The sequence below is a fragment of the Sphingobium xenophagum genome, assembly GCF_002288285.1.
Lineage (GTDB): Bacteria > Pseudomonadota > Alphaproteobacteria > Sphingomonadales > Sphingomonadaceae > Sphingobium > Sphingobium xenophagum.
On record NZ_CP022745.1, the window covers coordinates 917,436 to 932,500 of the forward strand.

The 15,065-nt window shown below is 62.0% G+C and carries 11 protein-coding genes, 1 tRNA gene and 2 rRNA genes (1 of these 14 only partly in view); 3 read left to right on the plus strand and 11 right to left on the minus strand.

The window, feature by feature from the left end; genetic code table 11:
* The first annotated feature begins 91 nt into the window (after positions 1-91).
* A complete protein-coding gene (locus CJD35_RS04505) occupies positions 92-2,539 on the plus strand; it encodes a right-handed parallel beta-helix repeat-containing protein (protein ID WP_017181212.1) in 2,448 nt (815 codons plus the stop codon).
* 106 nt (positions 2,540-2,645) lie between these two features.
* Here the strand turns inward: CJD35_RS04505 and CJD35_RS04510 are convergent, their stop codons facing one another.
* The 7 genes from CJD35_RS04510 to ectA form a co-directional block, all read right to left on the minus strand.
* Positions 2,646-4,001 carry an MFS transporter gene (locus tag CJD35_RS04510; RefSeq protein ID WP_017181213.1) on the minus strand — a complete coding sequence of 452 codons (1,356 nt, stop codon included), beginning with the start codon at positions 3,999-4,001 and terminating at the stop codon, positions 2,646-2,648.
* The gene (locus CJD35_RS04515; protein ID WP_017181214.1) at positions 3,998-5,233 is read right to left on the minus strand and encodes an MFS transporter; all 1,236 of its coding nucleotides are present in this window, start codon (positions 5,231-5,233) and stop codon (positions 3,998-4,000) included. Before CJD35_RS04515 ends, CJD35_RS04510 begins: the two co-directional genes overlap by 4 nt.
* Before the next feature lie 20 nt (positions 5,234-5,253).
* The gene (locus CJD35_RS04520) at positions 5,254-6,696 is read right to left on the minus strand and encodes an aspartate kinase (protein WP_017181215.1); all 1,443 of its coding nucleotides are present in this window, start codon (positions 6,694-6,696) and stop codon (positions 5,254-5,256) included.
* Positions 6,693-7,613 (minus strand): ectoine hydroxylase, encoded by a 921-nt coding sequence (gene thpD, locus CJD35_RS04525; RefSeq protein ID WP_026002071.1) that lies wholly within the window; start codon positions 7,611-7,613, stop codon positions 6,693-6,695. Before thpD ends, CJD35_RS04520 begins: the two co-directional genes overlap by 4 nt.
* A gap of 110 nt (positions 7,614-7,723) precedes the next feature.
* Entirely contained in the window at positions 7,724-8,137 is a 414-nt protein-coding gene (locus CJD35_RS04530) for an ectoine synthase (protein WP_017181217.1), read from the minus strand.
* 15 nt (positions 8,138-8,152) lie between these two features.
* Entirely contained in the window at positions 8,153-9,463 is a 1,311-nt protein-coding gene (gene ectB, locus CJD35_RS04535) for a diaminobutyrate--2-oxoglutarate transaminase (RefSeq protein ID WP_017181218.1), read from the minus strand.
* Between the two features lie 16 nt (positions 9,464-9,479).
* Entirely contained in the window at positions 9,480-9,968 is a 489-nt protein-coding gene (gene ectA, locus CJD35_RS04540) for a diaminobutyrate acetyltransferase (protein WP_017181219.1), read from the minus strand.
* A gap of 267 nt (positions 9,969-10,235) precedes the next feature.
* On the opposite strand from ectA, the gene CJD35_RS04545 reads away from it, so the two are divergent.
* Positions 10,236-10,724, plus strand: a complete 489-nt coding sequence (locus tag CJD35_RS04545) for a MarR family winged helix-turn-helix transcriptional regulator (protein ID WP_017181220.1) — start codon at positions 10,236-10,238, stop codon at positions 10,722-10,724.
* 80 nt (positions 10,725-10,804) lie between these two features.
* Here the strand turns inward: CJD35_RS04545 and CJD35_RS04550 are convergent, their stop codons facing one another.
* The gene (locus CJD35_RS04550) at positions 10,805-11,689 is read right to left on the minus strand and encodes an AraC family transcriptional regulator (RefSeq protein WP_017181221.1); all 885 of its coding nucleotides are present in this window, start codon (positions 11,687-11,689) and stop codon (positions 10,805-10,807) included.
* A gap of 158 nt (positions 11,690-11,847) precedes the next feature.
* On the opposite strand from CJD35_RS04550, the gene CJD35_RS04555 reads away from it, so the two are divergent.
* Positions 11,848-12,882 (plus strand): aldo/keto reductase, encoded by a 1,035-nt coding sequence (locus CJD35_RS04555; RefSeq protein ID WP_095686801.1) that lies wholly within the window; start codon positions 11,848-11,850, stop codon positions 12,880-12,882.
* 138 nt (positions 12,883-13,020) lie between these two features.
* On the opposite strand, the gene CJD35_RS04560 is transcribed toward CJD35_RS04555, so the two are convergent.
* The 3 genes from CJD35_RS04560 to CJD35_RS04570 all read right to left on the minus strand — a co-directional run.
* A tRNA-Met gene (locus CJD35_RS04560) sits at positions 13,021-13,097 on the minus strand.
* Between the two features lie 91 nt (positions 13,098-13,188).
* Positions 13,189-13,303 (minus strand): 5S ribosomal RNA (gene rrf, locus CJD35_RS04565).
* 157 nt (positions 13,304-13,460) lie between these two features.
* Positions 13,461-15,065: ribosomal RNA gene (locus CJD35_RS04570) — 23S ribosomal RNA — on the minus strand; it runs 1,192 nt beyond the window's last position.

Genomic DNA, 15,065 nt, shown 5'->3' on the forward strand with positions numbered 1-15,065 from the left:
TTTTTATACCTAATCTGAAGTTAACTCTACCATATTACACGGTGTTCAGTCGCTCTCGCCTATCCGTATCGGGCAGCGGGAGTATTTTTTCATGACTGAAGATCTCTGGGGCGACGTCACGCCCACGAAAATAATATGGGTCGACGGGGATGCAAGTTATCGGGGTAAGCCGAACGGATCGGCGGAAAAACCCTTCACAACGATTCAGGCAGCCGTCAATGCAGCGACGCCCGGCGCGGCCATCATGGTCAAGGCCGGCGACTATGTCGAAAATGTCCTGATTCCACGCAATGTCAGCGGAACCGACAGCGCGCCCATCTGGCTGATTTCGGCAGACGGCCCACAGGCCGCCCATATCACGGCCAAGAGCGACACGATGGCGACGATCGGCGGCGGGGGCACCGAAAATTTCATCGTAGACGGCTTTCACGTCACCGGCGGCAAGAACGGCATTCAGTTCAGCCAGAACGGCAACGACTATACCGACCCCATCAAGAACATCGTTATCAAGAATAACGTGATCGACAATGTGGTGCAGGATGGCGTGAAGGCGAATGGCGGCTCCAACGTCGTCGTCACCAACAATGTCATTACCGGCGGCATCGACGAAAGCATCGACTTCATGTCGATCATCCATGGCGTGATTTCGCATAATGACGTCAGCGGCAATACCGGGACCAGCGCGGCGATCTTTGCCAAGGGCGGATCGTCGGACATCCTGATTTCCAACAATTACGTCCATGGCGTGACGGCTGACGGCATCTCCGTGGGTGGCTGGACATCCTATAATTACAAGATGCTCGAAGGCTATGACGCCTTCCAGGCGTCGGATGTCACCGTGGTCGGCAACCGTGTGGAAGATGTCGGCAAACGCCCCCTCGCCTTTCGCGGCGCGGTCGATTCGGTTGCGACGGGCAATTATCTCGAAGCGGCAGAAGGCTATTACACCGCCGTCCTGGTGGGCAATTCGGCCGCCACCAAATATGGCACCTTCACCAGCCACAATATCAGCGTGACGGACAATTTCATCACGCGCGATACCAAGACGCTGTTCATCGAAGCCGGCAGCGACACCGTGTCCTTCGTCGACAATGCCGTGGCGGCCATCACCGCCGCGACGACCGGCGTTTTGGGCAGCCTGCAGGACGTGCTCGACAAATTGGCTGGCACGGCCGCGGCCCCGACCCCGGCGCCCAGCGCCCCGGAAACGCCCAATGCGGTCGAAGCGCCGATCGTGCCGGAAGCGCCCAGCGTTCCGGAAAAGCCGGTCGTCCCCCAGTTGCCGAGCGAGGCCCAGGCCGCGCCATCGAAGCCGGTTGAACCGGGTCTGAAATGGGCAGAAGGTGGCGAAACCGGGCGCGTCGCGGTCAATCAGGGCACGGACGGCAACGATCTGCTGATGTTCAAGAGCGGCACGCTTGCCGGTGGCCTGGGCGACGACAAATATATCGTCAGCAATATCGAAGCGGCCAAGGTCGTGGAAAAGGCTGGCGGCGGCATCGACACCATCGTTGCGACATCGCGCTATATGGTGATGCCTGACCATACCGAAAATCTGGAGATTACCCGGACCGAAGGCGCCGTGGGCATCGGCAATGACGGCGACAATATCATCCGCGGCAATGCGGGCGATGACCTGCTGATCGGCGGCGCGGGCAATAATCTGCTCAGCGGCGGCGCAGGCAATGACATATTCCTGGTGGGCAAGGCCGACGCAGTCACCCGCATCACTGATTTCAGCGCGGGCGACATCATCCACATGGCTGGAGATGAATTTGCAAGCTTCGGCGCGCTGAAGGCGGCGATGCAGCAGGTCGGTCAGGATACGGTGGTCACCCTGTCGGGCGGTCGTCAGATCATCCTCGACAACAGGGACATGAACAGCCTGACGGCCACCGATTTCGACATGCAGGATGCGGGCAGCGCGGCGAAAGGCGCCAACGCCACCTACAAGGTGAGCCTGGACAAGCAGCTCAACAGCTTCATCGGAGCGGAAACGAACGACAAGCTGTCGGGCAATGGCGCCGCCATCCTGCGCGGCGGCCGGGGCGATGACAGCTACGCCATCAACAAGGTGGGCGATTATATCATCGAACATGCCAACCAGGGCACCGATACGGTCCTGCTCTACCGGACAAGCTACACGATCGACACCAATGTCGAAAATGTCATCGTCAACACGAAGGAAGCCACGACCGTCATCGGCAACAGCCTTGCCAACCAGATCGTCGGCAATGCTGGCAATGACGTGATCTCAGGCGGCGGCGGCGACGACCTGCTCTATGGCAAGGGCGGCGCCGACACGTTCATGTTCCATTCGCTCAACGATGGTCATGACACGATCGCCGACTTCGAATTCCGCAAGGATCATATCGACGTCAGCGACCTTCGGCACGATCACCCGGCCGTGACCTTCTCCACCCATCTTGGCCCCGACGGCCTCGACATCATCGCCACGCTGTCCGGGCAATCCTACACCTTCGCCACGCTGGCCGGTGTCAAAAAGACCTATGCGCTGGACGACATATTGGTCGGCTGATCCGTGGCTGTGACGGCCTATGGTCAGCACTGACCAGAGGGCCTGAACAGCATCACGCGGAACCAGCAGACCGCCAATGAATAAGCCCGCAATCCTGCGGGCTTATTCATTTGGACGGCTCATGCTGATCCCGCATGCCGGCCCGCGCGAACGGGTCGTCGTGCAGCGATCGACCGGCCGTTTCCGGCATGAAGCGGAGCGCGATCAGGCCGATGACGCAGGCCGCCATCATGTAGAAGGCGGGCATCAGTTCATTGCCGGTCCAGCCGATCAGCGCGCTGCCGATCGCTGGCGCGGTGCCGCCGAACAGCGACGTCGACATGTTATAGGCGATGGCGAAGCCCGCAAAGCGCGCGGCTGTCGGGAACAGCGCCGGGAAGGTTGCGGAAATCGTCGCCAGTTGCGGGACATAGAGCAGGCCCAGCAGCACGAACCCGACAATCGCGCCCACCAGCCCCGTCGCCATCAGCATGTAGAGCGGCACGACCGCCACCAGCAGGCCCATGAGCGACAGGCGCCACATCGCCCGCCGGCCGACCCGGTCGGACATATGCCCGGCAAAGGGCAGGAACAGCATCATGAACAGCATGCCGATGATCGGCACGATCAACGCTTCGTCCGGTGACAGGCCGATGCGGCGCTGCAAATAGGTCGGCATGTAGCTGAGCAAGGTATAGTTGACGACATTGAGCGCCACGACCAGTCCGGCGACGACCAGCATCGGCCGCTTATGGTCGCGCAACAGCCGTGCGAGCGGTGGCGATCCGCTGCCTTCGGCGGCCTGCTGGCGAAACACCGGTGTATCCTCCATCCGCGACCTTAGATACATGCCGATCAGGCCCATCGGCGCGGCCACCAGGAACGGGATGCGCCACCCCCAGTCATGCATCGCGGCGTCGCCCAGCAGCAGCGAAAAGCCCAGCATCAGCGCCGCGCCGAACGAAAAGCCCGCCAGCGTACCAAACTCCAGGAAACTGCCATAAAAGCCGCGCCGGTCGTCGGGCGCATATTCGGCCATGAAGGTCGCCGCGCCGCCATATTCGCCGCCGGTCGAAAAGCCCTGCACCATCCGCAGCAGGATCAGCAGCGCAGGCGCGGCCCAGCCGATCTGCGCATAGGAGGGGATAAGGCCAACAGCCAGCGTCGCGCCCGACATCAGCAATATGGTGAGCGCCAATACCGACTTGCGCCCCAGCCGGTCGCCCATCGGTCCCCAGAACAGGCCACCTAGAGGCCGCACCAGAAAGGAGATGGCGAAGGTCGCCAGCGCGAACAGCACCGCATCGTCCACCTCGCCGGGGAAAAGCGCGGCCGAGATATAGGTCACGCCATAGGCGTAGATCCCATAGTCGAACCATTCCGTGGCGTTGCCCAGCGCCGACGCGGCGATCGCGCGGCGCAGGGTGGCGTTGTCGGCCTGCGCCAGGGCGTCGGGCACGGCGGGCATGGCAGAAGCGGTCATTCGTCAAGTCCGTCCGATGTATTGGGATCGAGCAGCGCCGCCATCGGCGTCGTGCGCGGCACGATCTGGAAACTCTGCTGGTCAGGCAGAGGAACAGGGGGTGTCGCTGCCTGCCGCCACAGACCAAAGGCGAGCGTCGCGGCGGCGCAGAGGGCGATGAACAGGAAGAGGCCGCCGCCAGGGGCAAGGCTCATCATCATCGCGGCCCCCAGCGGGCCGATCGCCGCGCCCACCGAATAGAGCAAGACCAGCCGCCCGCTCGCCGCAACCCGCTCGTTCGCGAGCAGTCGGTCGTTGCAGTGCGCGACGCAAAGCGGATAGAGCGCGAAGCTGAGGCCGCCGAACAATGCGCCCAGCGCCAGCAACGCCAGTCCGCCCGACGCCAGCATCGCCAGAAGCACGCAGACCGCCAGCGTCGCGGCAAAGCAGCCGACGATCACCCGCCGCCGATCGAGTCGGTCGGACAGGCGCCCCAACGGCCATTGCAGCGCAACCCCGCCCAGGATCACGATCATCATGAAGCTGGCGGTCGCGCCCAGATTCAGCCCCAGCCGCCGGACATGCACCGCCGCCATGCCGTAAAATGCGCCCAGCATCAGCCCCGTCGCGACCGATCCGACCGTGCCGAGCGGCGAGGATGCGTACAGGGCGCGGATCGTGAAGGCTTCCGCCTCTACCGGCGCGGGTGCGCTGCTGCGGGTCAGGCAGAGCGGAATGATGGCAAGCGAAACAAGGATCGAGGCGATCTGGAACGGCACCGCGGGCAGCGCCCCGCTTGCCCCCAGCAGCAACTGCCCGACCGCCTGTCCCGAATAGAGCGCGACCATATAGGCGGCCAATATGCTGCCGCGCGTTTCGGCTTCGGCCCGGTCGTTGAGCCAGCTTTCAAGGCAGATGAACACGCCCGCGACACACATGCCGTCGATCAGGCGCAGGCAGGCCCAGAACAGTGGATATTGTAGCAGCGCATAGGCAAGCGTACTCGCCGACAACAGCGACACGAAGGCGGCGAATGCGCGGATATGCCCGACCTGCCGCACGATCGACCCCGCGCGCAATGCGCCGATCACCAGCCCGCCGAAATAGGCGGTGGCGACCGCGCCGATCGCCATCGTGCCCGCCCCGGCCCGCTCCAGCCGAAGGCCGATGAGCGTGGACAGAAAGCCGCTGCCCGCCATCAATATGAAGATGGCGAGCAGCAGGCTGCGGACGGGATGGACGGCGGCAAGCATGGATGATGCGGATGCGCGGCTCAGGCCGCGCGCCGGCCTTCCATCGCTTCGCGGCCATCTTCCACCAGCGCGCGGTGCAGCGCGCGAACGGCGGTGTCATACTGGTCGACATCGACGATGAACTGCACGTCGATATTGCGGATCTGGTGCTGCATCGCGACGATCGGCACATGCGCGTCCGCCAGCGCCTGCAAGGCGTCCGTCATCAGTCCCGGCCGTGAAATGTCGCTGCCGATGACGGACACGATCGCAACCGGGTGGGCCGATATGGACGCATCGGGATATTGCGCCTGAAGGTCGGCGATCACCCGCTTCACCGTCGCGACATCGGCCGACAGATAGTGGGTGATGGTGTTGGCGTTGGATGCCTTGCTGACGATCCATGCGCCATGGCGGGCCAGCGCGTCCAGAATGGCGGCGTCATAGCCTTTCACCCCGACCATATCCTGCTCGAAAAATTGCAGGGCCTGTGCATGGCGCACGCCGGTCACGATTTCCACGCGCGGCGTGTCCGAAACATAGTTGCCGCAGATGAGCGTGCCGCCATCCTCCCGGTCGAACGTGTTTCGTACCCGCAGCGGAATGTCGGTCTGGCGCAGCCCCCTGCCCGCGCCGGGATGGATCGCCTCCATCCCAAGATTCGCCAGCTGGTCCGCCACATCATAATTGGTGCGACCGATCTTGCGGGCCTTGCCCGTGCCGACGAGCCGCGGATCGGCGCTCGACAGGTGAAATTCCTTGTGGATGATCGCTTCGCGCGCTTTGGTCAGCACCGCGATGCGCGAAAATGTCATTTCCGAATAGCCCCGCGCATAGCGCCGCACCATGCCCTCCGTGCACCCGGCATAGCCAGTGACGATCGGCAGGGTGGTCGACAGGTCGATCGATGCGAATGCCTGCCTGATCCGATCGTCCAGTTCGCGCATGTCCTGCTGGTCCCACAAGGTGAGATCGACGAACTGGGCATTGACGCCCCGGTCGCGCAGCAGCAGCGCCGTCGAATGGGCGCTGTGCGCTTCGCCCAGACCCGCCAGCAGTTCGCGCACCGTCATCAGCTGTTCCTTGACGCAGAAGCGGCCATGGCTGCGCAGACGCGCCAGATCGTCAAGGCAGGCGGCCACGGCGTCGATCCGCATGTCGACAAAGGCGTTGGCCTCCGCCAGCCGGTCGGCGCGGACGAACATGGTGGCATTATGGTCCCGCATCGCGCGGCGCACCATGTCCATCGCCTGGCGCCAGCCCGTCGCATCATCGTCGGCGACGAAACGGGCATAGACGCCAGCGTCACCGCTCTTCTTATGTTCCAGCAACAGGTCGGTCATCCCGGCATAGGCCGACACCACGAAAATCCGGTTGTAGAGGTCCGCGCCCTTGCGGCCCGCGATCAGCACATTGTCGAACAATGTCGCGGTCGCGGCCATGGAGGTGCCGCCGATCTTTTCGACGCTATGGATATTGCTCATGCCAGTGCCTCCTCCATTAGCGGCCCGCTGACGGGCGAGATCACCTGCGGCTCGCCGCGCGCGGCGATGAAGTCGGGGCGCGGCCGGTCGACGCCAAAGGGTGCGTCCAGCCGGTTCGACACGGCATTATAGACCAGGAAGGCATTGGCGCGCGGGAACGGCGTGATGTTGCCGTTCGACCCATGCATGACGTTGCAGTCGAAGATCACCACCGATCCCGGCTTTCCCGTCGGGGCGACGATGCCGAACTTGTGGGCCAGCTCGGCAAGGCTGTCCTCGTCAGGGACGCCATATTCCTGCTTCTTGAGCGACTGGCGGTAATGATCCTGCGGCGTTTCGCCAACGCAGGTCAGGAATTGACGGTGCGATCCGGGGATCAGCATCAACGGGCCGTTATGCGGCGTATTTTCCGCCAGCAACACCGACATGGACAGCGCCCGCATGCGCGGCATTCCATCTTCGACATGCCAGGTTTCAAAATCGCTGTGCCAGTAGAATTCCTTGCCCTGGAAACCCGGCTTATAGTTCAGTCTCGACTGATGCATGTAGACATCGTCGCCCAGCAGGAAGCGGGCCACCCCGGCCAGCCGCTCGTCGGCGGCCAGTCGTCCGATCACCCGGCTCTGGGCATGGATGCGGAAGATCGACCGGACTTCCTTGCCGCCCGGTTCGGTAATGACCGTTTCCTCCTCCAGCGCATCGGGATCGCCAAGCAGCATCCCGGCCTCGCTCTGAAGAAACGCGATCTCCGCGTCGGAAAACAGATCCTCCAGCACGACAAAGCCGTCGCGGTCGAAGGCGTCGGCCTGTTCGCGGCTGACGGGCGCGTTCGCGTTCCAGGCGCTATGGACGACGGGATCGAGACGCGGCAAAAATTCCGCCATGGTCGCATGGCGGGATGGGTAGAGGTCTTTCATGGGACTCCCCCTTTGTTCGTTCATGGAAAATTCGAAATGGCCGGTTCGGGACCGGCCGGCGCTGCATCGGTTCGTTTCGACCGAGTGAGGGGCAGCGCCATCGCCCGGCCCTATTCGGCCAGCGCCGGTTCGCGCGCGACGCTGGCTTCGGCGGGATAAGCGCCATTTTCGTCATGCACTTCCGTGCCGGTCACCGGCGGATTGAAGGTGCAGGCGCACAATATGTCGGTTTCGGGCCGCACCACATGCCGGTCATGTGCATTGAGCGCATACATGACGCCCGGCGCCAGTTGATGGGTAATGCCGCTGTCCAGATCCTCGATAGTGCCCGTGCCCTTGAGCACCAGCACCGCCTCCAGATGATTTTGGTAATGCATGTGCAATTCCCCGCCAGCGTACATGGTGGTGACGTGGAAGGAGAAGCCCATATTGTCGTCCTTCAGCAGAAGGCGCGCGCTTTCCCAGCCCTTGGACTTCACGTTGCGGTCGGACTTGCGAATATCCTGCAGTTTGCGAATGATCATAGCTGATAACTCCTCTTATTCTGCGGCGACGCCATAAGTGACGCCCAGCGCGGACCGGATGCTCTCCTCAAGAATGTCGAGGCCGGCCGACAGCACGGCGTCCTCGATCACGAGGGGCGCCAGCACCTTGACGATCTCGTCATGCGCGCCGCTGGTTTCGATGATGAGCCCCTGCGCAAAGCAGGCGGCGGTGATGGTTGCGGCGACATCGCCCGATCCGACGTCGATGCCGCGCATCATGCCGCGACCGCGCGTGGATAGCCCATGTTCGGCCGCCATCGCGTCCAGTCGCCGCGCCAGCAGCGCGCCGCGACGGGCAACATCCTGCCGGAAGCGATCGTCGCTCCAGAAATGGCGCAGCGTGGCCGTCGCCGTGACGAAGGCATGATTATTGCCCCGGAAGGTGCCATTATGCTCGCCCGGCGCCCATTGATCGAGTTCCGGGCGGAACAGCGTCAACGCAAAGGGCAGGCCCATGCCCGACAAAGACTTGGCCATCGTGACGATGTCAGGCGTGAAGCCCATGCCTTCGAAGCTGAAGAAATTGCCGGTGCGGCCGCAGCCCGCCTGAATATCATCGACGATCATCAGCGCGCCGTGACGCTTGGCGATCTCTGCAATCTTGCGCAGCCACTCCGGCGACGCGGCATTGAGACCGCCTTCGCCCTGCACCGTTTCGACCAGAATGGCCGCTGGCGCGTCCAGCCCGCTCGACGGGTCGGACAAGCGCCGCTCCAGCAATTCGGCAGTGTCGACGTCGGGGCCATGATAGCCGTCATAGGGTTCATGCGCGACATGGCTCAGCGGCACGCCCGCGCCGCCGCGCTTGGCGGCATTGCCGGTGCAGGCGAGTGCGCCCAGCGTCATGCCGTGGAATCCGTTGGTAAAGGCGATCACCATTTCGCGACCGGTAATCTTGCGCGCCAGCTTGATCGCCGCCTCCACCGCATTGGTGCCGGTCGGTCCGGTGAACATGGCGCGATAATCAAGGCCGCGGGGCTTGAGGATGACATCTTCCAGCGCGGCGAGGAAATCCGCCTTGGCGTCGGTATGGAGGTCAAGTCCATGGGTGATGCCGTCGCCAGCGAGATAGTCCACCAGCGCACTCTTCAGCACCGGATGATTATGGCCATAATTCAGCGTCGAGCAGCCCGACAGGAAATCCAGATAGCGACCGCCCTGATTGTCGTGCATCCACACGCCCTGCGCGCGGTTGAACTGGCGCGGCATGGCGCGGGCATAGCTGCGCACCCCCGATTCACGCCGTTCATAGATACGGGTGTCCGGAATGGACGCGGTCGGTTTGGGCTGTGTGATGATGGTCATGATGGTCAAATCTCTTTCAAATATGCGTCAGGGTCGGCAGCGGGCCGATACGCGCCTGCCATTCGGTGTCATGTGCGCCGGCAAAATGGGCTTCGCGCTCGAAACGGGCCGTCTTTTCAAGCGTCGCGTTCCAGCGGTGCGCCAGTCCTTCGAACAGGCCCCAGGATGCGCGATTATCTTCGGTCACGGTGGTCGTCAGATAGGCGACGCCGCTTTGCTCTGGTCGCGCCAGCAGCGCTTCGATCATGCGCCCGCCAAGACGCTGACCCCGCACGGCGGATGACACCGCGACCTGCCAGACAAAGAAATTTTCGGGCGCTGCCGGGGGGCGATAGCCCGATACCCAGCCAACCACCGCGCCAGCGCGTTCGGCGATGATGCAGCTATCGGCAAAGTCCGTGCATTGCAGCAGATTGCAATAGGCCGAATTGGGATCGAGCGGCGGACAGGCCGCGATCAATCCGCTGATGACCGGCCCGTCAGTCGCAACGGGCTTGCGGAACATGATGTCCTGCCCCTCGCCCTGTTCAGAGCGCGCAGAAGCCCGTGGCGGCGAAGCGGCCGCTGTAGCTTGGGAATCGAAGATTGTTTATCTCCCGAATTATATTTTTACGCGGAGAAGCAGATTCCCCGGCGAGATGGTCGACTATATGCCTTTTCAGGGCGCCATTTTCAACCCCGAACGGCAAATAATGTTTCAATCAATGAAGGATAAAAATGGAAATTTAGGGTGCAATGGCGCTTCCCCTGGCTTCGCGCTATGGGCGTTGGGATGAACTCCGAAATAGCCTCGCTAACCCTGCGCGCCCTGCGCCGCGTGCTGCGCGCGACAGAGATTGGCAGCCGCCAGCTCGCCTCCACGACAGGCCTCACGCCTTCGCAATTGCTGGTGCTGCGTGAAATCGACACACGCGGATCAGCCATGCCCTCGGCAGTGGCGCAGACGCTGCAATTCAGCCAGGCAACGATCACCGCGATCGTGGATCGGCTCGTCGCGCTCGGCTTCGTTCAGCGCCAGCGCGGGGAGCGCGACAAGCGGCAGATCCACCTGACCCTGTTGCCCGATGGCAGCAAGGCGCTGGCGGGCGCGCCCGATCCGTTGCAAATGCGCTTCATCGACCGGTTCGATGCCCTGCCAGCCTGGGAACAGGCCATGATCCTTGCCGCGGCGGAAAAGCTGGCGGTGTTGATGGACGCCGACACCATCGATGCCGCACCTTTGCTCGACGGCGGGCGGATAGACCGGTCGGAACCGCATTGAGGACCACCCCGGTCCTCTGGTCGCCGACGTGAACGGCATGGGCCGCCCCCGACACCGGCGCTTCGTCGCCGATAACGGCCTCAGACTTCCAGATCTGCCGTGACGTCCCTCCTGATGGCGCTGACATCGCGACGCGGTGGCTGGCCGAACAGACGCCGATAGTCGCGATTGAATTGCGATGCGCTTTCATAGCCGACCGCAAAGCCCGCTGCGGCAGCTTCGTTGGTTTCCGACAGGAGCAGGCGGCGCGCGGCCTGAAGCCGGACCTGCTTCTGGAACTGGATGGGTGTCAGCGTCGTCGCCGCCTTGAAATGGCGGTGCAGGCTGGCCGCGCTCATCGCAGCCATGCCGGCCAGTTCATCGATGCTGATCGGGTCAGCATAATGATCGGTGATCCAGCGCAGCACGCGGGCAATGCGCGCTATGGCGCCGCCCGCCAACCCGATCTGGCGCAGGCTTCCCCCGTGCGGTCCGTTCAGCAGCCGCCAGACGATCTCGCGGCGGATCAGCGGGGCCAGCACCGGCAGATCGCGGGGCGTATCAAGCAAAGCGAACAGGCGAATGAGGGGATCGAGCAAGGACGGGTCCAGCGCGCCGACCACCAGCGGCCCGCGTTCGGCGGCAGGCGACGCATCCTCCAGTTCGACGACCAGTTCCGCGATCATCGCCGGATCGATGGTCAGGCTGAAGGCCATATAGGGCCGATCGGGCGAGGCTTCGACAATCTGGGCCGTTACCGGCAGGTCCATCGACGCGATCAGATATTGACCCTGGGTATAGCGCCATGCCTGCTCGCCCAGCAGGCTGATCTTCGACCCTTGCAGCACCACGCAGAATGATGTGCGATAGATGGATCGCATAATGTCGCTGGGCTGTTCGGCATGACTGAGGAACAGGCCGTCAATCTGCGTCTCTCGCCCCTTGGCGTGCCAGTGCCGCGCGAGCAGCCCGCGCAGATGGTCCATCGCATCTCTCATGACGCGATGGTAGCCGCGGGCCTTCCGCCGATCCACCCCGCGCCCGCGCTTTGCGACTATCGGGCAAGAGTTTGCGAGAATTGGCGTAGCCCGGTCGCTGTCGGGGCGTATATTTTAAGCATCCCTCCCCATTGAAGGAATCCCCCATGCGCTATCGCCCACTCGGCCCCAGCGGCCTGTTTGTTTCAGAAATCTGCCTTGGCACCATGACCTTTGGCGGGGGCGAAGGCATATGGGGCCTGATCGGCCAGTTGCAGCAGGATGAGGCCGATGCGCTGGTGCGGGCGGCGGTGGATGCCGGCGTGAATTTCATCGATACCGCCAATGTCTATGCCGGCGGCCAGAGCGAGCGCATCCTGGGCCAGGCCATTCGCAATCTGGGCCTTGCCCGCGAAGATCTGGTAATTGCGACCAAGGTGCTGGGCCCCATGGGCAGCGGCCCCAACGCCAACGGCGCGTCGCGCAAGCATATTCACGACCAGATCAAGGGCAGCCTGCAGCGTTTGCAGATGGAATATATCGACCTGTATCAGATCCACGGTTTCGACGCGGCAACCCCGATTGAGGAAACGCTTGATGCGCTCGATGCTTTGGTACGCCAGGGACTGGTGCGTTATATCGGCCTGTCCAACTGGGCCGCGTGGCAGATCATGAAGGCGGTTGGTCTGGCGCGCGCCCGGCAACTGGCGCCCATCCTGTCGCTACAGGCCTATTACACTTTGGTCGGGCGCGACCTGGAGCGTGAGATCGCGCCAATGCTGACGAGCGAAAGGCTGGGGCTGATGGTATGGAGTCCTCTGGCGGGCGGCTTTCTGTCCGGCAAATATAGCCGTGAGCATGAAGAGGCGGGCGATGGTCGCCGTGCAGCCTTCGATTTTCCGCCCGTGGATCGGGACCGGGGCTATGCGGTCATCGATGCGCTGCGCCCGATTGCGGCGGCCCATGGGGTCAGCGTGGCGCGGATCGCGCTGGCGTGGCTGCTGCATCAGCCCGTTGTGACGAGTGTGATCATCGGGGCGAAGCGTCCCGAACAACTGGCCGACAATCTGGCCGCGACCACGATCCGCCTGACCGCTGAGGATCTGTCGACGCTGGACGCGGTCAGCCGCTTGCCTGCGGAATATCCAGGCTGGATGCTGGAGCGGCAGGGCGCCTATCGCGCTGCGAGTTGGGGGCAGTAGACGTCTGGCTGCGTTGCCGCGACGGCCTGAGCGGATAGCCGCCATCGCCGCCTACGCCGCCGATTGCGTGTGCCTGTGTTGCTGAACGAGGAACGCCGCCCGAGGATTTCCCTGGGCGGCGTATGTTGTGTGTGTGTTTGGTTGCGGGAGTAGGATTTGAACCTACGACCTTCAGGTTATGAGCCTGACGAGCTACCGGGCTGCTCCATCCCGCGTCACCAAAGGACAAAGGGCGGACCTTTTGGGTCCGCCCTTTGATGAACTGTGAATGGGTTTTTGTGTGTCCTGATATGCGCGTGCTTCAATGCCTGGCGACGCCCTACTCTTCCAGTGCTTGAGCAATAGTACCATCGGCGCAGACTGGTTTCACGGCCGAGTTCGGGATGGGATCGGGTGGGTCACAGACGCTATGGTCACCAAGCAATGAAGCAGGCGCATATAAGGGGTTTCAATCGATACCGTGCACATTTGTTTATGAGAGATCTATCTGGCTGGCTTTATAACCGACCATGTCTGTCAGGCATCTGTTGTCCAGAGCTGTCATTGATGGTGGGACTCTGCGGTTCGTGATGAACCGTTTAAGCGCGAATAGGACAATTAGTATCGGTTAGCTTCATGCGTTACCGCACTTCCACATCCGATCTATCAACGTGGTGGTCTTCCACGGTCCTGTGAAATCTTATCTTGAGGGAGGCTTCCCGCTTAGATGCTTTCAGCGGTTATCCCGTCCATACATAGCTACCCTGCTGCGCCACTGGCGTGACGACAGGTACACCAGAGGTATGTTCAACCCGGTCCTCTCGTACTAGGGTCAACTCCTCTCAAATTTCGACGCCCACGGCAGATAGGGACCAAACTGTCTCGCGACGTTCTGAACCCAGCTCACGTACCACTTTAATTGGCGAACAGCCAAACCCTTGGGACCTGCTCCAGCCCCAGGATGTGATGAGCCGACATCGAGGTGCCAAACGATTCCGTCGATATGAGCTCTTGGGAATCATCAGCCTGTTATCCCCGGCGTACCTTTTATCCGTTGAGCGATGGCCCTTCCACGAGGGACCACCGGATCACTATGACCGACTTTCGTCTCTGCTCGACTTGTCAGTCTCGCAGTCAGGCGGGCTTATGCCATTGCACTCTAACAGACGGTTTCCAACCGTCCTGAGCCCACCATCGCGCGCCTCCGTTACTCTTTAGGAGGCGACCGCCCCAGTCAAACTACCCACCACAGAGGGTCCCTGCACCGGATAACGGTGCGAGGTTAGACATCAGAAAACAGCAGGGTGGTATTTCACCTATGGCTCCACTCAGGCTGGCGCCCAAGTTTCAAAGCCTCCCACCTATGCTACACAGCTCTTTCCTAATGCCACTCTGAAGTTGCAGTAAAGGTGCACGGGGTCTTTCCGTCTAACCGCGGGTACTCCGCATCTTCACGGAGAATTCAATTTCGCTGAGCATATCCTGGAGACAGTGGGGAAGTCGTTACGCCATTCGTGCAGGTCGGAACTTACCCGACAAGGAATTTCGCTACCTTAGGACCGTTATAGTTACGGCCGCCGTTTACCTGGGCTTCAATTCAGAGCTTGCACTCCTCCTCTTAACCTTCAGGCACCGGGCAGGCGTCAGGCCCTATACGTCGTCTTGAAGCCGACTTAGCAGAGCCCTGTGTTTTTGCTAAACAGTCGCTACCCCCTGGCCTGTGCCCCCCACAAGTGCTTGCGCATATGTGGGGCCTCCTTCTTCCGAAGGTACGGAGGCAATTTGCCGAGTTCCTTCAGGATACTTCTCTCAAACGCCTTGGTATACTCTACCATTCCACCTGTGTCGGTTTAGGGTACGGTCTATACGGAGGGGCTATTTCCTGGGACGACTTCACAGCCTGGAGCAATCCAATAAGCCCAGACCATTTACGCCATCCGTCACACACCTCCAGGCCCACGAATATTAACGTGGTTCCCATCGACTACCCCCTTCGGGCTCGTCTTAGGGGCCGGCTTACCCTGCTCAGATTAGCTTTAAGCAGGAACCCTTGGAATTTCGGCGACAGTGCATCTCACACTGTTAATCGCTACTCATGTCTGCATTCGCACTTCCGATACCTCCACGACCCATTACCAGATCGCTTCAACGGCCTACGGAACGCTCCGCTACCGCTCAGTCAAAGACTGAACCCTAAGCTTCGG